Source organism: Bifidobacterium callimiconis (genome assembly GCF_003952005.1).
GTDB lineage: Bacteria > Actinomycetota > Actinomycetes > Actinomycetales > Bifidobacteriaceae > Galliscardovia > Galliscardovia callimiconis.
Genome location: NZ_QXGJ01000014.1, coordinates 1 through 19,902 on the forward strand (window position 1 = coordinate 1; position 19,902 = coordinate 19,902).

General features: G+C 62.4%; 13 protein-coding genes and 1 tRNA gene. 5 read left to right on the forward strand and 9 right to left on the reverse strand.

Annotated elements, in window-relative coordinates; translation table 11 throughout:
* The first annotated feature begins 172 nt into the window (after positions 1–172).
* The gene (locus D2E23_RS10295; RefSeq protein ID WP_126030822.1) at positions 173–1,525 is read left to right on the forward strand and encodes a hypothetical protein; all 1,353 of its coding nucleotides are present in this window, start codon (positions 173–175) and stop codon (positions 1,523–1,525) included.
* A 614-nt stretch (positions 1,526–2,139) separates the two neighbouring features.
* On the opposite strand, the gene D2E23_RS12000 is transcribed toward D2E23_RS10295, so the two are convergent.
* The 3 genes from D2E23_RS12000 to D2E23_RS10305 all read right to left on the reverse strand — a co-directional run bounded on the left by D2E23_RS12000 (position 2,140) and on the right by D2E23_RS10305 (position 7,521).
* On the reverse strand, positions 2,140–2,265 hold the full coding sequence (locus D2E23_RS12000) for a hypothetical protein (protein WP_276313592.1): 126 nt from the start codon (positions 2,263–2,265) through the stop codon (positions 2,140–2,142).
* A gap of 362 nt (positions 2,266–2,627) precedes the next feature.
* On the reverse strand, positions 2,628–6,659 hold the full coding sequence (locus D2E23_RS11885; protein ID WP_126030823.1) for a DEAD/DEAH box helicase: 4,032 nt from the start codon (positions 6,657–6,659) through the stop codon (positions 2,628–2,630).
* A gap of 187 nt (positions 6,660–6,846) precedes the next feature.
* Positions 6,847–7,521 carry an alpha/beta hydrolase gene (locus D2E23_RS10305; RefSeq protein WP_126030824.1) on the reverse strand — a complete coding sequence of 225 codons (675 nt, stop codon included), beginning with the start codon at positions 7,519–7,521 and terminating at the stop codon, positions 6,847–6,849.
* Positions 7,522–7,782: 261 nt separating this feature from the next.
* Between D2E23_RS10305 and D2E23_RS10310 the strand changes: the two genes are divergently transcribed.
* From D2E23_RS10310 to D2E23_RS10320, 3 genes are all read left to right on the forward strand, one after another.
* Positions 7,783–7,859, forward strand: a tRNA-Arg gene (locus tag D2E23_RS10310).
* 208 nt (positions 7,860–8,067) lie between these two features.
* Positions 8,068–8,694, forward strand: coding sequence for a pyridoxamine 5'-phosphate oxidase family protein (locus D2E23_RS10315; RefSeq protein WP_126030825.1), 627 nt, complete (start codon positions 8,068–8,070; stop codon positions 8,692–8,694).
* A 303-nt stretch (positions 8,695–8,997) separates the two neighbouring features.
* Positions 8,998–9,546 carry a DNA-deoxyinosine glycosylase gene (locus D2E23_RS10320; RefSeq protein WP_126030826.1) on the forward strand — a complete coding sequence of 183 codons (549 nt, stop codon included), beginning with the start codon at positions 8,998–9,000 and terminating at the stop codon, positions 9,544–9,546.
* On the opposite strand, the gene D2E23_RS10325 is transcribed toward D2E23_RS10320, so the two are convergent.
* Together D2E23_RS10325 and D2E23_RS10330 are read right to left on the reverse strand one after the other, a co-directional pair.
* Positions 9,524–10,858: a gluconate:H+ symporter gene (locus tag D2E23_RS10325; RefSeq protein ID WP_126030827.1), complete on the reverse strand. Its 1,335-nt coding sequence runs from the start codon at positions 10,856–10,858 to the stop codon at positions 9,524–9,526. The genes D2E23_RS10320 and D2E23_RS10325 overlap by 23 nt on opposite strands.
* A gap of 274 nt (positions 10,859–11,132) precedes the next feature.
* Positions 11,133–11,906: an SDR family NAD(P)-dependent oxidoreductase gene (locus tag D2E23_RS10330; protein ID WP_126030828.1), complete on the reverse strand. Its 774-nt coding sequence runs from the start codon at positions 11,904–11,906 to the stop codon at positions 11,133–11,135.
* A 309-nt stretch (positions 11,907–12,215) separates the two neighbouring features.
* On the opposite strand from D2E23_RS10330, the gene D2E23_RS10335 reads away from it, so the two are divergent.
* Positions 12,216–13,250, forward strand: a complete 1,035-nt coding sequence (locus D2E23_RS10335; protein ID WP_126030829.1) for a LacI family DNA-binding transcriptional regulator — start codon at positions 12,216–12,218, stop codon at positions 13,248–13,250.
* Between the two features lie 281 nt (positions 13,251–13,531).
* Here D2E23_RS10335 and dnaG read toward each other — a convergent pair whose 3' ends face one another.
* The 4 genes from dnaG to D2E23_RS10355 all read right to left on the reverse strand — a co-directional run bounded on the left by dnaG (position 13,532) and on the right by D2E23_RS10355 (position 19,808).
* Positions 13,532–15,658 (reverse strand): DNA primase, encoded by a 2,127-nt coding sequence (gene dnaG, locus D2E23_RS10340; RefSeq protein WP_126030830.1) that lies wholly within the window; start codon positions 15,656–15,658, stop codon positions 13,532–13,534.
* Positions 15,659–16,081: 423 nt separating this feature from the next.
* Positions 16,082–17,413, reverse strand: a complete 1,332-nt coding sequence (locus tag D2E23_RS10345) for a deoxyguanosinetriphosphate triphosphohydrolase (RefSeq protein ID WP_126030831.1) — start codon at positions 17,411–17,413, stop codon at positions 16,082–16,084.
* An 11-nt stretch (positions 17,414–17,424) separates the two neighbouring features.
* Positions 17,425–18,783 (reverse strand): alanine racemase, encoded by a 1,359-nt coding sequence (gene alr / locus D2E23_RS10350; protein WP_126030832.1) that lies wholly within the window; start codon positions 18,781–18,783, stop codon positions 17,425–17,427.
* A 185-nt stretch (positions 18,784–18,968) separates the two neighbouring features.
* The gene (locus D2E23_RS10355) at positions 18,969–19,808 is read right to left on the reverse strand and encodes an ATP-binding cassette domain-containing protein (RefSeq protein ID WP_126030833.1); all 840 of its coding nucleotides are present in this window, start codon (positions 19,806–19,808) and stop codon (positions 18,969–18,971) included.
* Positions 19,809–19,902: the final 94 nt, after the last annotated feature.

Here is a 19,902-nt window from a genome sequence, read left to right on the forward strand (position 1 = left end):
CCCCATACCCCAGCACCCCACCGGAAATCGGTGAACAGAGCGAATCCGGACGATGAACAGTGAGCGAATCCCCCACGAAGCCCCTCCCCCGCTCCACAGGCACGCGAAATACTGGAATCGGAAACGTGCCGAACACGGCAATCGTCAACGTCGCCGAGAGGAGTCACTGGGGATGCACCGGCTGATCATACGAATGATGGCGGCGGGCTTCGGAATCCTGCTTTCACTGTGGATGCTGTGGGAGGCGGTCTACGATCTGCTCAGGCCGGCCTTCTACGCCTGGATGAAAAACACGGTCGGCGACATCGGCGCGATCGTCATCTTTCTCGCGCTGCTGTGCTTCTGTCTGTACAAGCTCGCCACGTATATCATGCTGCTGCGCGAGGGGCCACGCACGGCGCACGGCATAATCTGGGAGTACAAGAAAACGCAGACCAAGGACTCCGATGGCGACACCGTGACGCACGTGACGCACACCATGCGTCTGGACGACGGTGAGATTCTGTACAGCCTCGAACGGATTCCGCAGTCGGCGTTCCGAGACGGCATGATGTGGGACAAGTTCATCACGCCGGGCACGTACGTGATCATGACGTGGTATGAGAAGCCGTTCATCTGCGTGGCGCTGCGCCCCGATCCGGAGCATCCCGTGCCGGCCACGGCCGACGAACGGCATCGGATCGCCGACCCCACCTGGGATCCGGAGCTAGACCGGAAGCTGGACGAGACGATGGACCGGGCGTTCGCGTCGGCGGGAAACAATGACGGCAGCGGCACGGACAATGCCGACGGCGCATCCAACACGGCTGACACTCAGCATGCCGAAGACAACAGCTCCGAACCGCCCAAACCGACGATCAGAACACTCAATCCCAAGCCGTTCAGAATCTTCAACATCATACTCGCGGTCGTCATGCTGGGCATCATCGCCATGCTGATCATTCAAGCGGCCAATTCCTTACCATTCGGCAGGCAGGGCGTGTACAAGAACATGTCACTGGGGCTGGTCTTCGCATGCATCGTCGTGTGGATACTGGTGCACGCGACCGGCAGACGCATGCTGCTGCGTCGCCTTAGCAAGCGGACAACGGTCCTGGAACAGGACACGGGGGAACGCGTTCCGTTGCCGAAGGACGAGATCGATACCGAGATACGTGACAATGGAATACGGCATCCGATCTGGACGATCATCGTGGCCATATTCGCCGTGATGATGCTGATCGGCCCCATACAGACGGCAATCGCCGGGCCGCAGACCGTGCCCGTCACCTATCAGGGCGTGGAGCATCGCGAGGAGACCGACGAGGATGATGGTTCCATCACCATCTACGCCGACTTCCATTTCCGCACGGAAAACGGGAGGACTCTCACCATCACCACCGACTGGGATCAGCGCACCACGATCGAGCAGCAGGCGGGGCAGGAGGGACGTCATCTTTTGCTCACCTATTGGGGCAATGACCAGAACAGCTTCGACCGCGTTCTCATCTTCGACAACGCCAAGGCGGATCCGAAATACGAGTGAACGCAAAGGGTGATTCGGCGATTGCGAAGGGTGATTCGTGTGATTGCGAAGGGCGATTCGTGTGATTGCGAAGGGCGATTCGTGTGATTGCGAAGGGCGATTCGTGTGATTGCGGACGCGCCTCATCATGACCGCAATTCATGAATCCAAGGCCTTCGCGGAGCCTGGCGAACGCAGCCACCCGGAGCAGCCCGCATAACGCGCAATCTCCAAGTTCTGAAGTGATTTGGCCACGTTGCAACCACCAATCTCCAAGTTCTGAAGTATCAAATCATCAAAACCGAAGTACAACCGTTGGAATTGCAGCGTCCATACATTGAATATCCGTCATCGTCACTTCAGAATTTGGAGATTGATGTCTGCAATGCTCCGAAATAACTTCAGAACTCGAAGATTACCGCCCCGGCCGGCCGCCACATGATTATTTTCACCGCGAAAACCCATCACGCGGGAAATCTGCAAAGAATTAAGGAATGAAGAACAAGGAACAGGACACGGACGCCGTTGGCCGCATCTTCTTCGCTGATTGGAAATGAGTTGCAATACTGCGCAATGCTGGAATCGTTATGATTCCGAAGCGATCGTTCATGATTCGCAGGAGGCGAATCGACGAATCACTTCTCCTCGTCGAGCTGACGAGCGACGTAGGCCATGGTCTTCAGGGTCTCACCGTTCACGTAGTCGCTGGCGGCGAAATCGGACATTGCCAGACCAAGAGACATCATCTTACCGAACTTCATTTTTTCTTCTCCTTATACGTTGTATATGGTTGCTGCAATTGGAATCGATTTCCAACTGACATCTGCGACTATAAGAACCTGATTATCACATGGCAACAATTTTCCATCTGTTGCATACGAACTTCATGAAAAACGTTATGCAGGTCACGTTTGGAACCTTCAAATACCGGGGAATGTAATCCAGATCACGTTTGCGAATCGGTGCCAATAATCATGAACCTCGTGAGCAGGAATGGAAATCCCAGACCAAGGAACGGTGGAACAGTGGAGCGGCGAAATAACAAAATAACCGAATATGACTGAAGAACACCGCACAAACGAAATCTTCAGCCATATTCGCCAAATGTGTCCAATGACGGCCGTCATCCCAGCAAACGAAGCAGATCGTCCTTGGTGAGGGAGCCGATGGCGTTGCCGCCGGTGGATGCGGCGTCGACGAACCGGGCGGCAAGATCGGTTTTGGTGCGCTGCAGGTTCAGGATGCGTTCCTCGATCGTGTCCTTGGCCACGATCTGGTACACGTTCACATCCTGCGTCTGTCCGATGCGATGCGCGCGGTCGGTGGCCTGGTTCTGCGCCGCGGCGTTCCACCACGGGTCGGCATGCACCACCACGCATGCGCCGGTGAGATTGAGGCCCGTGTTGCCGGCTTTGAGCGAGATGAGGAAGACGGGCGTGTCATCGCGGTTGAATGCGTCGACCAGCTCGAGGCGCTTGCGTTTGGGCGTGGCGCCGGTGATCACGTCATAGTCGACGCCGTCGGCGCGCAATCGCTCGGCGATAAGGTCGAGATAACTGGTGAACTGCGAGAAGATCAGCATCTTGCGGCCGGCGTCGCGGCAGCTCGACACCAGCTCCTCGATGGCGTCGAGCTTCGCAGAACTGGGTTTTGTGGTTTTTCTCGGCTTCGCGGCCTTGGTCACGGCCCGGGAACCCCTCTCCGACCGGGATACCGCAGGCTCTGTAGCCGGCGTACCGTCGGCATTGACCACAAAACTCGAGGTTCGCTCACCAGACGAGGACTCCGAAGCGGATTCCACGACCTCGTCCCGCTCACCGAACGCCAGCCGCGGATCACAGCACACCTGCCGCAACCGGGTCAGCTGCGCCAGCACCTGGATCTTGGACTCGTTGAAATCCTTGTCCTTCTGCCTCGTGAGCGTGTCACGAAGCCGCTGCTCAAGCGCCGCGTACAGCCGTCGCTGCTCGCCGGCAAGCTGCACGGTGATCACGTTCTCGATCTTGTCGGGCAGGTCCGCGAGCACGTCGGCCTTGAGTCTGCGCAGAATGAACGGCCCGACGAACGCCTGCAGCTTGCCCTGCGCGTTCTCGTCGCCCGCAAGGATCGGCATTTCGAACCGTTCGCGGAAGTGCGCGTACGAACCAAGCATGCCGGGCATCAGAAAGTCGAAGATGCTCCACAGTTCGCTCAGCCGGTTCTCGATCGGCGTGCCGGTGAGCGCGAACCGATGCCGCGCATGAATCGACCGCACTGCCTGCGATGCCTTGGTGGCGTGGTTCTTCACGTACTGCGCCTCGTCGAGCGTCATCACATCGAAGTCGATTCCGTCGTATTCGGCGATGTCGCGGCGCAGCAGGTCGTATGACGTGATGAGTACGTCGTAGTCGCCGCGTTTTGCCGCTTCGATCATCGACCGGCGTGCGGCCTTGGTGCCGGCGACCGCCACCACACGCAGTTCAGGCGCGAATCTGCCGCATTCGGCAAGCCAGTTGTAAACCAACGACGCCGGGCAGACGATCAGATTGACATTGACGCTGACATTGACGCTGACATTGGGCTTGGCACCGCCATCAACAGCGTTGACATTGCCAATGCCGGAGTCGACACCACCAGCGTCGCCTCCGACGGCCTCAGCATTATCGACATCTGCACCGTCGACGTGGGCCGACCGTCCATCGCCTGCAACCAGACCTTCCCCGGCACTCGTTCCGGCACTCCCCCGCCCATGCCGCGACACCAGCAACGACAGCATCTGCACGGTCTTGCCCAAACCCATCTCATCGGCCAGAATCCCGCCGAATCCCTTGTCGCACACCGCACTCAGCCATCGGAAGCCCTCCACCTGATACGGACGCAGCACACCCGCAAGCGACGCGGGAACCGTATACGTGGACGGGTCGATCACGCGCAGACCATCCAGATACGCCGTGAAACTCGCGCTCTTGTCGTCGTCATCGGCCTGATGGTCGAGGTAATACGCCTCATAGGCCGGCACTTCCAGCGTCCCCGCATCCAAACTGGCGGCGGGCACGCCAAGATCGGCGGCGACCTCGTCGACCGCACTCGCGTCCACGTCACGGATATCAACGAACGCGCCGGTGGACAGGCGATGGAACCGCCGCCTACGACGGTAACTGTTCAGCAGGGCCGGCACATCCTTGGGATCGATCTCGTCGGCGATGGGCGAAATACGCACCAGATCGGATGCTACGGACAGGCCGATGCGAATCGTGGGCCGCGGCGCGGCGGTCAGCCCGTCGAACGCGGGCGTGGAGAACACCTCGCCGAGCCCGCGCAGTACCGGCAGTCCTTCGGTGAGCAACCGGTAGATGGCGTCGTCGTCGGATTCGGGGATGCGCGCCACCACGTCGTCGGGCTGCGGGAAGTAGTGCAGCACGGCCTCCACGGCCAGCCGTTCGGTGTTGGGGTCACGCGTCGCGTCGCCCGGCGCGATGCCGGCGAACACGTGGAACCGCTGGTCGCCGTACCGCGCCTGCACGTCGCAGCTGATGCCGTCGCGGTCGCGATCCAGATAGATTTCGATCACGCAGGGCAGGCGTTTGCGCCGCAGCAGGTCGCTCGGCAGTTCGGCCGGAATGCCGTGCGTGGAGGTCGTGCCGTCCGCGTTCACGGTCACGCTCGTGCCCAGATACGGCAGAACCGTGCGGCCGAACATGTCCAGATCATCGCGGCTCAGGAATAGTCCATGATCGGCGTCGTTGCACAGAATGGACAGCATGTCGAAGTCCTTGACGAACTGCGCGCTGCACTTGCGGAATACCGGACGGTAGGTTTCGGCGGTCTGCCGCACGACGACGTAGGCCGCGTTCCGCCCCTCCACCAGCAGGTCGAAATACGTGGTGTGGTCGATCACATAGCCGTCGCCGGAATCGGCCTCGCGCACGGTGATGCCTGGATCCGGATCACCGTCGATCACGGCGACGTCGATTGCCTCACGGAACGACGAGGAGGCCGGAGAGGAAGCTGACGTCGAACCGAACGAATCGACGGGAATATAGTCGATGTGCTCCCTGGAATCGAGATAGATGTCCAACAGTTCGACAACCTCGTCGGCGACCAGATCCATCTCACCCAACGTGGGTTTGCGCCGGTAATAGTAGCTGTCGTACGACTCGTAGATACCAAGCGCGGTACGGATGGCGAGCGCTTGCGTGAGCATGTCGAGCAGTTGTCGGGAACGGTCGTCGAACGAGTCGCGCGTGTGCACGAATCCGAGTTTCTTGCCGTAGTAGAGGTAGTCGCCGTGCTGGATGGCGTTCAGCATGGCGCGAATGTTCTTCACCGTGTATTCGACGCCGCTGCGGGGGATGCGGATCCGCAGTTTCAGACGCCATCCGTCGTTGGATGGGTGCAGACAGGGGCGCAGGTTCACGCTGCCGATGGGCATGTGACGGCTGGCATCGACGGTGCCCTGTGAGCCTGCCGAACCGGCCGTGCCTGCCGCGTCGCCGTTGGATTCGGCGAGCGCGCTGACTTGTTTGAGCAGGTTCAGCCGCTGTTCGTGCGCGCGCAGTGCCGTCTCGTGTTCCCGCTGGCGCATGTAGAGCTGCAGCAGTCGTGAGGTGTGATGCGTTTTCGTCTGCGTGGGGTCGCCGATCTGGGTGAACGTCTGCGGATGATCGTTGTATTGCATGATCAGCGCAACCACGTGTTTGCAGATTTTGCTGTAGACCCCGTAAGCGGGGCAGGTGCAGGCAGAGTCGGTCAGCTCGTGCGTGGTTTCGTCGATGGCGGCGTGCACGGCGTAGTCGTCGCGGCCGCTGGCGTTGCTGTGGACGAGCGCGGAGATGACGGTGTCGCCGTCGGCGTCGACGTCGCAGCGCAGACTATGCATGCGCCCGCTGGTGATGACGTCGTAGGCGCGGTAGAAGGCGGTGCCGCCGAGATCGCGCAGTTCATATTCGGGAACGGCGTCGGACTGGTGGCCGTAGGCGGGAGAATCGACGTCGGCGGAATGCACGGTATTCGCGGCGTTCGCGTAATCGTTGTATTCGTCGTCGTAATAGCCGTCGTCATCACTCAGACTGCCGCCGAAACTGCCACCGAAACTGCCGCCACCGGAGGCGCTTCCGAAGTTGCCGCCGGGATTGCCGCCGGAACCGCGCCCATATACGTCCGATCGCCAGTTCATGCGCACGCCCTCCGATCAGTCCGATCCATTTGTTTTGACCATATCAATCCGATCGTATCGAATCGCCGAATGACGACGATGGGCGGAAACCACCGGCGGATGCGCGATGACGAATCACGCGGAGACCTCGCACTCCGGTCTTGGGTATATCGGGTATATCGGGGCGGCGGAGACGGCGACGATACGGTCAGATGCGCGGCAGGGACTGGAGGAAACGGTAGACGTCGGTGAGTTCGGCGTCGCACACGTCGTGGCGCATGCCGAGGTAGGCGCGCTCCTCCACGTTGGCGAACGTGGCGAGCGAGGCACGGATCGCGGACTTCTGCTCTTCGGGGATCTGCTGGTCGAGGCTGCCGTAGCCGAGGAATACCTTGGGACGACGGGTCGGTTCGGCGAATCGTACCTGCGCGTCGTGGAACGACGGGGCGAACAGCACGGCCGCGGCGAACATATCGGGATGGTCGGCGAGGATGCGGTACGCGAGATATCCGCCCTGGGAGAAGCCGACGAGCACCTTGCGGCGGCCTTTGAGCGCCGACGAGTCGAGCATGCCGACGACCTGGTCGCCGATGGCGGAGCACTGCGACTGGATCTGCATGTCGTCCCAGTCGGTGCTGTTGTACCAGGCGTGACCGCCGAGATACTGACGATGAATGGGGCCCTGCACGGAGATGTAGTCGCAGCCGGGATCCACCGCGGTGATGATGCGGACCATTTCATGCTCGTCGTTGCCGTAGCCGTGGAACATCACGTATACGATGTCGCTGGTCGCGCCGTTCTGCGGCACGATCTGTCCGGTAACGGGCTCGACGGGGGTTCCCGCCGGTTCCGTGGTCAAGCTGGCCAGCATATTCAACTGCATGTCGTCATCACCCTTTTCCCTCTCGTCGTCGTGACCGATCCGGCTCACGACGCCAACCTACAATACTATCCACATCCTGCGCATCGCTCACACCCCCTGCGCTGATTGCCTTGAGGGGCGGAGACGTGCATCCCTCATCGTAGGACGGAACGGACCATGAGGAATCCTGTTGCACTGGTTTTGCAAAATCCCGCGGCCGCTACGACTCACGCCATGGCGAAAACGGCATGAGGTTGCTACAATGGCTACTCGTTGCTTTTCGGCCCCGTAGCTCAGTTGGATAGAGCAACTGACTTCTAATCTGTAGGTCGCCGGTTCGAACCCGGCCGGGGTCACCACCAAGCCCTTGAAACCACTAGGTTTCAGGGGCCTCGTCATCTTGGGAATTCAATGACTTGGGCCTGATCGGGCCTCTTCGTCCCTGATCTGTCCCCGATGAACGTCAGCATCATCTCACCACCCCGGACACGATGGGACACGATTACGGCCTGCCGGCAGCCGGAATCGTCTCGTTCGCCGTTACAGACGGCGACTACAGTGGCGGTCATGACCGATGAACGTCCCGAGGATTTGGCGGCGCTGCATAAGCCCGCCAAACGTCATGATGAAAAGACCGTTGCCGGCGAGCACCGTCGTATGCGTCGCGCCGACCGCGAGGTGACCGATATCGCTCAGATGCTTGATATCGTGCGGCACTGCGACGTGGTGCATGTGTCGTATGTGGACGCCGAAGGGCTGACGATCGTGCCGATGAACTTCGGATTCACATACGACGCCGAAAAGCTCGATGACGACACCGGCACCCCCGTCGACACCGGCATGTTAACCCTCTACATGCATTCCGCGCCAGAGGGTCGCAAGTACGACGCGATGCTCGCGGCCGGCAATGCTCTGCCGGTGGCGTTCGAGATGAACACGGATCGGGAGATCATCGAGGGACGTACGTGGTGCAATTGGGGCGAGGCGTTCAAGTCGGTGATCGGCAACGGTACGGCAAGTATCGTGACCGACGTGGATGAGAAGATCCGTGGTCTGCAGCTGCTCATGGAGCAGCAGATGGGCACTGCGGACATTCCGTTCACCCCGCAGCAGGCGGCGAGCGTGGCCGTGTGGAAGATCGAGTCGACGCGATTCACCGCGAAGATTCACGCCAAGCCTCATAAACGCCATTAGCGGTTCACAAATCGAAAATATACAACCAATCCCGTTGAAATATCACCACGTTTTACGGGTTTCTTCGATTTGTGAACCGCAATTCCACCATTCTTCAGATTCAAGAACCACAACACGCACAGAATCGAACATATCCTCGGAATTTTTGAAAGAATCCGAATAAAAAGCACCAATAGGGAACGTTTACGGACAACGCCTCAGAAGAAGCGGTTCACAAATCGAAGATGCGGAAATGATGCCGCGGATTTTCAACACTCATCCCGAGGTTTCTTCGATTTGTGAACCGCAATTACGCTAGACACCATGGCCACTCATCCAAATTCCCCTCTTCTCCACGTGACCCACGGATTCGGCCCGGTGTGGGATGCGGATTCGCGCGTGCTGGTCCTCGGTTCGATGCCGAGTCCGAAGTCGCGTGAGGCGTCGTTCTACTACATGCATCCGCAGAACCGGTTCTGGCCGGTGATGGCCGCGCTCTTCGGAGAGCCGACGCCGGCCGCCGAACCGGAGGCACGGCGTGAGTTCGCATTGGAACACCGGTTCGCGCTGTGGGATGTGATCAAAGAATGCGACATCGTGGGCGCCAGTGATTCGTCGATTCGCAACGCCGTGCCGAACGATCTTGCACCGATCATCCGAGCGTCGCGCATCGCGCATGTATTCACGACCGGAGGCAAAGCGGCACAGCTGTATCGAAGACTCTGCGCGCCGCATCTTGCGAGCGCGGGCATCGACGTCCCCATGACTCCCCTGCCGTCCACGAGCCCCGCGAACGCAAGAATGCGGCTGCCGGATCTGACAGCCGCATATCAGGTGGTCGTCGAGGCGATCACACGAACAGGGAGAGCGTGAGCACGGAGATCAGGCCCATCACCGACATCACGGTGGTGGCGGCCGTCCACGACATGAACGTCTCCTTGAGCGAGAGGCCGAAGTACTCCTTGATCATCCAGAAGCCGGCGTCGTTCACGTGGTCGGCGATCACGGAGCCCGCGCCGACGGCCAGTACCATGAGCGCCGGGTTCACGCCGGACATGGCGACCATCGGGGCCACCAGGCCGGCGGCGGTGAGCGAGGCGACCGTGGCGGAGCCGAGGCACACGCGCAGCACGGCGGCCACGAGCCAGGCAGCGATCAGCGGCGGCATGTTGATGTTGGAGAACATGGTGGAGATGTAGTCGGAGATGCCGCCGTCGACGAGCACCTGCTTGAAGGCGCCGCCACCGCCGATGATGAGCAGCATCATGGCGATCTGCTTGACGGATTCGGTCATGCTGCCGGCGATGTCGGCCATGGTGCGCTTGCGGGCCAGGCCCATGGTCCACACGGCGAACAGCATGGACAGCAGCATGGCGGCGTCGGGCGCGCCCACGAACTGGATCACCTCGTTGACGACGTTGCCTTCGGGCAGCACGAACGAGCAGATGGTGGCCACGGCGATGAGGATGACCGGCATCATGGAGGTGATGACGGAGATCGCGAAGCCGGGGGTGTCCTCCTCCTTGAACTCCTTGAATTCGCCGAGCGCGGTCACTTCGACGTCGGTGTGGTACAGGTCGGGCCTGAACTTGTGCAGCATCGAGTTGAACAGCGGTCCGGCCACGATGATGGTGGGGATGGAGACGATGATGCCGTAGAGCAGCACGTGGCCCATGTTGGCGCCGAGCGTGGAGGTGATGGCGGTGGGCGCGGGGTGCGGCGGCAGGAACGCGTGCGCCACGTTGAGGGTGATGGCCATGGGGATGCCGAGGAACATGAGCGGCATGTCGAGTTCGCGCGCGATCACGAAGATAATCGGCAGCAGCACCACGAGGCCGACCTCGAAGAACAGGGCGATGCCCACGATGAACGAAGCGAGCACCACGGCGATCTGAATGTGCTTGCGGCCGAATCGTTTGATCAGCGTCATGGCGATGCGATGGCCGCCGCCGGAGTCGGAGACGAGCTTGCCGAGCATGGATCCGAAGCCGAAGATCACGGCGAGGTGGCCGAGCTGGCCGCCGATGCCGGTCTCGATGGTGGTGGGGATCTTGTCCACCGGGATCTGCAGAACGAGTGCGGTGAGGAATGAGACGATGACCAGCGAGACGAACGTGTTGAGCTTGAGTTTGACGATAAGGAAGATGAGGACCGCGACGGCGCAGGCCACGATGACCAGAGGCATGAGTCAGCTCCTTTGCTAGCTCTGGGTGATGGATGATTGAACGAATAGATGCTTCCTGGCTTCCCCTTGAGGGGAAGCTGGCAGCCGAAGGCTGACTGATGAGGTGACCGTCGTCGAGGACGGCATGGACACGGATCGGCACAGCCGATTCCATACAGACTGAGGGAGTACGGACGGATAGGGGTACGGGCAGGGCTCCCCTCAGTCGACTGCGTCGACAGCTCCCCTCAGAGAGGGGAGCCAAGGGTGCGGAAGGGATTGCCCTCGAGTGCGCCTAGCGCAGGAGGTAGCCGCCGTCGACGGGGAGCATCACGCCGTTGATGTAGTCGGAGGCGGCGGAGCAGAGGAACACCATGGCGCCCATGAGCTCCTTGGGCTCGCCCCAGTGGCCGGCGGGGATGTGCTCGCGGATCTCCACGCTGCGCACCGGATCCTCCTGCAGGGCCTTGGTCATGGGGGTGTTGATGTAGCCTGGCGCCAGGCCGTTGACCTGGATGTTGTGCGGCGCGAGCGCGTCGGCGTAGGCGCGGGTGAGGCCCATGACGGCGTGCTTGCTGGCGGCGTACGGGTAGATGAACTTGCCGGCGCGGTAGGACTGCATGGATCCGATGTTCACGATCTTGCCGCTGTTCTGCTTGATCATGATCTTGGCGACCTCGTGCGAGAGGTAGTACAGCGCGTTGAGGTTAAGCTCGATCACGGCCTTCCAGTCGGAGTCGGGGAAGTCGATGAGGTCGTGACGACGCTGCATGCCGGCGTTGTTGATGAGCACGTCGATGCGACCGAACTCCTCCATGGCGCGGTCGACGATCTTCCTGGCGGCGCCGGGTTCGGTGATGTCCTGCAGCATGAAGACGGCCTTGCGTCCGTTGGCCTCGACGGCGGCGCGGGTCTCCTCCCAGCCCTGCTGGTCGTAGGAGACGATGAACACGTCGGCGCCGACCTTGCTCACGGCCTGCGTGTAGTACTGGCCCAGTCCGCTGGCACCACCGGTGATGAGGACGACCTTGTCGGTCAGATCGAAGCTCTTGATGGAAAACTCGGCCATGATGCTCTCCTTTGATGGAAGGTCGATGTGAATATCTGGTTGTCGTGGGCCGGCCGGGCGATCCCACCGCGTCACCGCGTTGTCGTCGACCGACCAAAACTTAGGTTATCGATACCCTAACGTTGATAAACTTCTTTGCATTCGTTGTGGTGTATCGATACCCCAAAGATATACCTGAGTCATAAATCATGTCAATCCGGCGTGTTGCCGCGATTTGCTGCCGTTTTTCGAAAACACACGTCGGACGACTGGAGGAAACGCATTAGACTCGCACTAGAGACCCCCGAACGCCCGCAAAGAAGGAGCATCATGGCCAAGGTAACCATCGCCGACATCGCACGCGAGGCGCAGGTTTCAGTGACCACGGTCTCGCGATTCATCAACGGCAACTATGGCAAGATGAGCCCGGCCACCCGCGCGCGCATTCAGGAGACTGTCGACCGACTCGAGTACCGGCCCAGCGCCTCCGCCCGGCGCATGCGTCAGCAGTCCACGCACGTGGTGGGCGTGATCGTGGCCGACATCTCCAACGTGTTCTCCTCGCTGTTGTTCAGCGGCATCTACGCGCAGCTGCAGCCGGCCGGATACGACGTGATGCTCATGAACGCCAACAATTCCGCCACGCAGGAGCACGACGAGATCAACCGGCTCCTGTCGCAGGAGGTTGACGGGCTGATCGTCCAGCCGAACGCGCGCGAATTCGCCGCCTACGAGCCGATCATTTCGTCGCGCACGCCGTTGGTCATGGTCGACCGCGAGTGCGCCGACCAGCCGGACGGCGTGGCCAAGGTGGTGGCCGACAACGAGGAATCCTGCCGTCGCATGGGACTGACGCTGGCTGACATGGGATACGACAACATCGTCGTGCTCAGCCGCACGCGCAGTGAGATCTCCGCGCAGGCGGCGCGCGTGTCCGGATTCGCCAGGGCAGCCGAGGAGCGGCATGTGCTCATGGTGCCGGTCGAGGCCGATTCGCATGATCAGGACTGGCTTGAGCGACGGATCCGTACGACGCTCGACCATCTCAACGGTCGGACCGTGCTGGTGTCGCTGATGGGACCGCTGCTGTTCGATATCCTCGCCGCATTGAAGACATTGGGGGTTCGTTTCCCGAACGACGTCGGTCTGGTGAGTTTCGACGACTGGCGTTGGTCGCAGTACGTGCAGGACGGCATCTACCTGCTGGAGCAGGATCCGCAGGCCCTGGGCCGCGAGGCGGCAAGGAACCTGCTCGCGCAGATCACGGCCCGCGGTGAGGACCGCACCGGCGACCCATATGCCGAAAGCCGCCAGATCACCCTTCCCGTGACCGTAGTAGAAGCCAATTCCATCACCGCCCGATAGCGCCTTAGGCTCCCCTCAGCGAAGGACCAAAGGACGTAGCCATATGCTTCCCCTTGAGGGGAAGCTGGCGGCCGAAGGCCAACTGATGAGGTGACCGCCGTCAAAGACGGCACGAACACGGATCGGCGTGGCCGATTCCAGATTGAGTCGGCTACGCCGACACATTGCTTCGCCTACGGCGATTCACCTCATCAGTCTGCTACGCAGACAGCTTCCCCTCAAGGGGAAGTCAGGAATGGGAATGGGGCCGCCCCGGAAGGAAGCCGGGCGAATGGAAAAACTCAGCCGACGGTGTTGCCGTAGATTTCGGCTTGGAGGTTCTTGCGGGAGGCCTCCTGCTTGGTGATCTCGCCGAGCAGACGGAACTTCTCCTCGCCCTCCGGCAGCAGGTTCATGCGTCGCTTCCACATGGCGATCCTGCGCATGCACGCCATGTCGAGCAGACGGACCAGCAGTTCCGACGCATACTGTCGTTCGGCCTCGCTGGCCGGACGCAACGGGTTCGCGGCGCCGTTGGCCTGCGGGTCGATCGGACCATCGGGACCGGGCACTCCCCCGTTCGCCCCCGAACCCGAACCGGAACCGCCAGCACCGCCCTTGTCCAGATTCGGCAACGGCAGCGGCATCACCGCCAGCTCATTGATCACCTGTTCAAGCATCGGCCCGGCCGCCTTCGACAGATTGTGCAGCCACAGACCCTGCGGCGTCTCGTCCGGCGGCAGACCACCGGCCGTCTCCAACGCCTGATACAGCGACCGGAACACGGGCGTCGTGAAGCTCTCCTCGTCCAGTCGTGAGAACAGGTCACGGTTCACCGCGCGCGGCACCTGGATCAGAATCCCCATGAACTGCTGTTCGCAGATGAACACCGCATCATCCACCCGGTAGTAGCCCTGCATGAGCGCGTCCTGATGTTCGATCTGACGACGCCGGGCCGGACTGACCGCACCTCGATCATCGCCGTAGCCGTCACCGAACCGATCACCGCCGCCATTGTTGCCATACCGGTTGCCGCGCGGCGCATACGCATCCTCGTCGCGCACACGCAGACGACGTCGCGCCGTCTGCACCTCGCGGATCATCACGTCCAGGTCCACGCCGATGCGGCGGGCCGCCTTGCGCGCGTACATGTCGACCAGCGAACGGTCGCGGATCTGCGCGATGATCGGCGCCACGGCCTTCACCGCACCCATCTGCCCGGTCGTGTACTCGGTGCCGAACTGGTCGATCGCCGCGTTGATCACGAAGTCGTACAGCGGCGACGCATTCTCCACCAGACGCCGCACGGCCGTATCCCCCTGCTGGATACGCAGATCGCACGGGTCGAGATTGTTGTCGGCCACGGCCACGAACGTCTGCGACAGGAACGCTCCGTCAAGGCCGAACGCGTGCAGCGCCGCCTTCTGTCCGGCCGCGTCGCCGTCGAACGTGAACACCACGCGCGACGTATGGTTCTTGCCCGGACCGATCAGCTGCAATGCGCCGAGCTTGTCGTCGGAGATCAGACGACGCACGATCTTCGCATGCTCGTTGCCGAACGCCGTGCCGCACGTGGCGACGGCCGTGTCCACGCCGGCCAGATGGCAGGCCATCACGTCGGTGTAGCCTTCGACGATCACCACCTGACGTTTCTTCACGATGTTCGCCTTGGCCAGATCAAGGCCGTACAGCACCTGGTTCTTGTGGTAGAGCGTGGTGTCGGGCGTGTTGATGTACTTCGCCTGGATCGTGTCGTCGTCGAACAGTTTGCGTGCACCGAAGCCGAGCGCACGGCCGGTGGCGTCGCGGATCGGCCACGTCACGCGGCCGCGGAAGTAGTCGTACACGCCGCGCTGGCCCTGACGGGCAAGACCGGCGTCGAGCATCTCCTGCTGCGTGAAGCCCTTGGATGCGAGATGACGGACCAGATTGTCCCACCCCTGCGGCGCGTACCCGCAGCCGAAACGCTCACAGTCGGCCTGCGAGAAGTTGCGACCGGCGAGCAGCTTGCGCGCGGCGAGCGCCTCCTTGCTCATGATCTGAGAGACGAAGAACTTCTGCGCGGCCTCGTTGGCCTCGAGCAGTCGGGATCGTTTGGAGCCCTGCCTCTGCTGCGGCTGGTTGGAGTCGTAACGCAGTTCGATGTGGTATTTGTCGGCGAGGATCTCCACGGCGTCGGCGAATCCGACGTTTTCGGACTGTTCGACGTATTTGAACACGTCGCCGCCGAGACCACAGCCGAAGCAGTGCCATGCGCCGAGTCCGGGGCGTACGGAGAAGCTTGGCGTCTTCTCGTCGTGGAACGGGCACAGGCCCATGTAGGTGCCGGAACCCGACGGCTTCAATGTGACGTCGGCGGAGACGATGTCGTACAGGTCGGCTGCGGCGCGTACTTTCTCAATGTCTTCTTTCAGAATCAATCCCGGCATAACGCCCCAGTCTACTCGGCGGTGGGGTTCCGATTGTCGGCGGAGTGGCATCGGGTGCGTTGGGGGTATGAGCCCGCCCCTGAGGATGACCGAGAGGGTGAGGCCTCCCCTGACGAGGCCAGTGCACGGCCTCTCCCTGGGTTAGGTCAGTGGCGTGAGTCCTCTCCCTGAGGGTGATAGGGGTACAGCCCTCCCTCAGTCGGACTTGCGTCCGACAGCTCCCTCCCTCGGAGGGAGCACAGAGAAAACCCGCGTGCTCCCTCCGAGGGAGGGAGCTGGCACACGCAGCGTGACTGAGGGAGGGCTCACACCCGCACCGCCCCGATGTCATGCCAAGAGCTCCCACACCTTGATCGCCCGCACTACCCTTGCAAACGCCAGCGCAGACCATCGACTTCAGTCATGTATGTATCCACACGCCCGCTACCCGTGCAGCCGCCGGTGCAGGGTCAGGGCGGAGGTGTCGGTGAGGCTGGCCACCTGGTCGATGGCCACGCGCAGTCGTTCGCCGTCGTTGGACGCGTGCCGCCAGTCGTCGAGGAACACGGGTTCGAGCAGCGGCGACGGCTTGCGACCGCCGTCCGCCGTAGTCGTGCCGTCCATCAGCGCGGCGACTAGTTCCTCGATGATCCGCCGCTGACGCCGATGCATGGCGTCGTTTTCTCGCGGCGCCATCACGAAGTGCACTGCCACGCCTTTGAGCGCCATGATCTCGTATGACGTCTCCTCGGGAATGACCAGCGACGCGTGATACCGCGTGAGCGGACCGTGCCCGTGCCGTTCGCGCGTGGCGCGTTCCACCGAGTCGGCGAACCGGCCGATCTGCGCACTGGTGAGATTCTTGAGCACGGCCAGCGATCGACGCGAACCATCGAACCGTTCGGGCAGCATGCCGGCCGCACGCAATCGGCCGAACGCGCGGACCAGCCCGTCACCGTCCCACGTTTCGCCATACCACTGCCGTGTGGACTCCACGATCGCGTCGATCACATGACCGTCGTGCAGCAGCGTGGGGTCGATCGAACCGCAGACGATGCCGTCCTCCACGTCGTGCACGCTGTACGCGATGTCGTCGGACAGATCCATGATCTGACATTCCACGGGCTTCGCCGTGACCGACGGCTTCACACAGTCGGGATCGTCCTGTTTGAGCCATCGGAACACCGGCAGATCGTCCGGGTACACGCAGAACTTCGGACTGCGCGTGCCGTCCGCGCGCAGGGGTGCGTCGGCCGCCGTCCACGGGTATTTCACCGCGGCATCGAGTGACGTGCGGGTCAGATTCACGCCGGCGGACCGGCCGTCCGGCAGGAAGAACTTCGGTTCGAGCCGGGTGAGCAGACGCAGGGTCTGCGCATTGCCCTCGAACCCGCCGATGCCACCGGCCAGCGAGGCCAGCGCGCGCTCGCCGTTGTGGCCGAACGGCGGATGACCCAGATCATGCGCCAGGCAGGCGCAGTCGACCACGTCGGGGTTCGCACCGAGGGATTCGGCGATCTGACGGCCGATCTGCGCCACCTCGAGCGTGTGGGTGAGCCGTGTGCGGGCGAAATCGTCGGTGCCGGCCACGAGCACCTGGGTTTTTGCGCCGAGCCGGCGGAACGCCGAGGAGTGGATGACGCGGGCGCGATCACGCTGGAACGCGGTGCGCGTGCTGGTCTTCGGCGGCTCCGTCGCCCAGCGCTCGCGGTCGAACGCGGTGTAGCCGTCGGTGCCAATCACCTTCGTGGGATCATCCACTCCCCCGCTGCTCATGCCGTCGAGCCCTACAGCAGCGACGCCGGGTCGAGCTTGGCCAGATCCTCGGGCGGCAGCACTTCGGCCGCGTGCAGGTACAGGCGCGGGATGCGGTTGCGCAGGCAGGTGAAGATCTCGTAGCTGATCGTGCCGGCGGCGCGCGCCCAATCGTCGGCGGTCGGCTCGGCGTGGTCCTCGCCGCGGCCGGGGCCGAACAGCACCACGGTGTCACCCTCGTGCACGTTGAGCTCCTCGCACTTGCCGTGCAGGTCGATCATGAACTGGTCCATGCACACGCGGCCGGACACGTGGTAGACCTTGGGACCCTCGTTCGTCATCACGCGCACCGGACCGCCGTCCTTCTGCACGTGCTTGGCGCCCTGCATGTCGAATCCGGAGGCGGAGCGGTGGATGCCGTCCGCGTAGCCGATCGGCACGATCGCGGTGGACGTGTCGTCGGGGGTCAGGTAGGTGCGGCCGTAGGAGATGCCGTGGCCGGCCTCCACGTGCTTGACGGTGCCGAGCTGCGCCTGCAGCGTCATGGCGGGCTTGAGATCCCACGTGGAGGGGGTGCCCATGGCCGGGTCGGGCTCGTAGCCGTACAGGCCGATGCCCGGACGGGTGAGTTCGAAGTGGATCTCGGGACGGTCGAGCGTGGCCGCCGTGTTGGCGAGGTGACGGATCTCGGGCGCGATGCCGGCCTTCTCCATGCGCGCGGTGAACGCGTTGAAGTGCTCGATCTGACGGTCGGTGGACGCCACGAATTCGGGCACGTCGGGCGAGTCGGCCACGGCGAGGTGGCTCCACTGGCCGACGATGTGGAACACGCCCTCGTGCGCGAGCTCCACGAAGCGCTTGAGCGCCGCGTCGAACGTCTCCTCGGTGAAGCCGTTGCGGCCGAATCCGGAGTCGACCTTCACGTGCACACGCGCGGTCCTGCCCACCTTGCGCGCAGCCTCGGCGGCGGCTTCGATGCCGGCCATGGAGCCGATGGAGATGTCGATGTCGTTTTCGATGAGCTCGCCGAACGGCACGTTGCGACCGTTGTACACCCACGTGAGAATGTGGCAGCGGTCCGGCCCGATGCCCGCCTTGCGCAGCAGCAGCGCCTCGTGCGACTGCGCGGTGCCGAGCCATGTGGCGCCACCGGCGAGCGCGGCGAGCGCGGCGGGGATCAGTCCGTGTCCGTAGGCGTCAGCCTTGACCACGCCCATCACCGCGGTCTTGGATTCCGGCCCGCCGACCACGTCGACCAGGTGGCGCATGTTGTCACGCAATGCCTTGAGATCGACGATGCACTGCGCCGGGTACTGTTCGCATGCCCGCGCATAGTTGTTTCGTCCGGTTTCCGATGAGAAAGCCCATTCGGGCGCTGCACTCAATGTCATGTGCCCTATTGTGGCCCGGCTATGCGACGGACGGGCAACGTGTGTCATTTTCCTTCGATTTTCTTGACATTCGAAGGTGGAGGGTGTGGGGGTTGGCGTGGTTTAGGTGGTGGGTTTTGCTTCCCTCCCTCAGTCCGCCTGCGGCGGACAGCTCCCTCCCTTGGAGGGAGCACGAAGAGGGCGGTCTACTTTCCCGCCTTCATTGCCTCGTAGCGTTTGCGGATCAGGTCGTTGTAGTGGTCGGCGGCGTCGGCGGGCGCACCGTCGAAGACCACGCGGTGGTCGTCGAGCAGCAGCACGCGGTCGATCGCGTAGATGGGGTCGGTCACCAGACTCAGGTCGTGCGTGGCGAACACGACCTGCTTGTCGTAGCCGAACAGGGCGCGTGCCACGTTGCGGGTGGCGTGTTCGTCGAGTCCCTTGGTCGGCTCGTCGGCCACGATGGCGGCCGGGTTGATGGCGAGCGCGCTGACGATGGCGAGCAGGTGGCGCTTTTCGCTGTCGAGTGCGTCGGCCTTCTGCCGGGCGTAGGCGGTCAGTCCGAAGTGGGCGAACAGCATGCCGATGGTTTCGTTGCAGTAGGCTTCGGGCAGCTTGCGTTTCTTGAGTGGTGCGGCCACGGCGTCCGAGATGTTCTCCGCCATGTAGTAGCTGTTGGGGATCTCCTCGCGACGTACGATGCCGATCAGATCCTTGAGTGCCTTGGCGTCGGATTTGCGCGAGGGATCGTAGGCGGTGTCCTGCCCGGGTTCGGGGTTGCCGTCGTCGTCGAGCACGTGGCGGACGACGCTGACGGTGCCGGACGAGGATGCCATCGCGCCGTCGATGAGTTTGAGCAGCGTGGATTTGCCGGCTCCGTTGAGTCCGATCACGGCCACGCGTTTTTCGGTGATGGTCAGTGTGGTCGGTTCGAGGCCGACACGACCGTCCTCGTATGTGGCGCGGGCGTCGTTCAGTACGAACGACAGCGATCGTACGCGCGTGTCAATCTGCTTGCCGCGCGAGAATATGTCCAGCAATCCCATGGGTTCCTCCTCGTCTGCGTTTCCGATGTCGATCCCCCGAATCGACTCCGGAAGTCGCTTCCATACTATCCACGCATGTCTACGCGCGGCTCCC

Coding starts and splice junctions, on each gene's coding strand:
- D2E23_RS10295 (WP_126030822.1), top strand. CDS start 173: ATGCACCGGCTGATCATACGAATGATGGCGGCGGGCTTCGGAATCCTG.
- D2E23_RS12000 (WP_276313592.1), bottom strand. CDS start 2,265: ATGAAGTTCGGTAAGATGATGTCTCTTGGTCTGGCAATGTCCGATTTC.
- D2E23_RS11885 (WP_126030823.1), bottom strand. CDS start 6,659: ATGAACTGGCGATCGGACGTATATGGGCGCGGTTCCGGCGGCAATCCC.
- D2E23_RS10305 (WP_126030824.1), bottom strand. CDS start 7,521: ATGCAGTTGAATATGCTGGCCAGCTTGACCACGGAACCGGCGGGAACC.
- D2E23_RS10315 (WP_126030825.1), top strand. CDS start 8,068: ATGACCGATGAACGTCCCGAGGATTTGGCGGCGCTGCATAAGCCCGCC.
- D2E23_RS10320 (WP_126030826.1), top strand. CDS start 8,998: ATGGCCACTCATCCAAATTCCCCTCTTCTCCACGTGACCCACGGATTC.
- D2E23_RS10325 (WP_126030827.1), bottom strand. CDS start 10,858: ATGCCTCTGGTCATCGTGGCCTGCGCCGTCGCGGTCCTCATCTTCCTT.
- D2E23_RS10330 (WP_126030828.1), bottom strand. CDS start 11,906: ATGGCCGAGTTTTCCATCAAGAGCTTCGATCTGACCGACAAGGTCGTC.
- D2E23_RS10335 (WP_126030829.1), top strand. CDS start 12,216: ATGGCCAAGGTAACCATCGCCGACATCGCACGCGAGGCGCAGGTTTCA.
- dnaG (WP_126030830.1), bottom strand. CDS start 15,658: ATGCCGGGATTGATTCTGAAAGAAGACATTGAGAAAGTACGCGCCGCA.
- D2E23_RS10345 (WP_126030831.1), bottom strand. CDS start 17,413: ATGAGCAGCGGGGGAGTGGATGATCCCACGAAGGTGATTGGCACCGAC.
- alr (WP_126030832.1), bottom strand. CDS start 18,783: ATGACATTGAGTGCAGCGCCCGAATGGGCTTTCTCATCGGAAACCGGA.
- D2E23_RS10355 (WP_126030833.1), bottom strand. CDS start 19,808: ATGGGATTGCTGGACATATTCTCGCGCGGCAAGCAGATTGACACGCGC.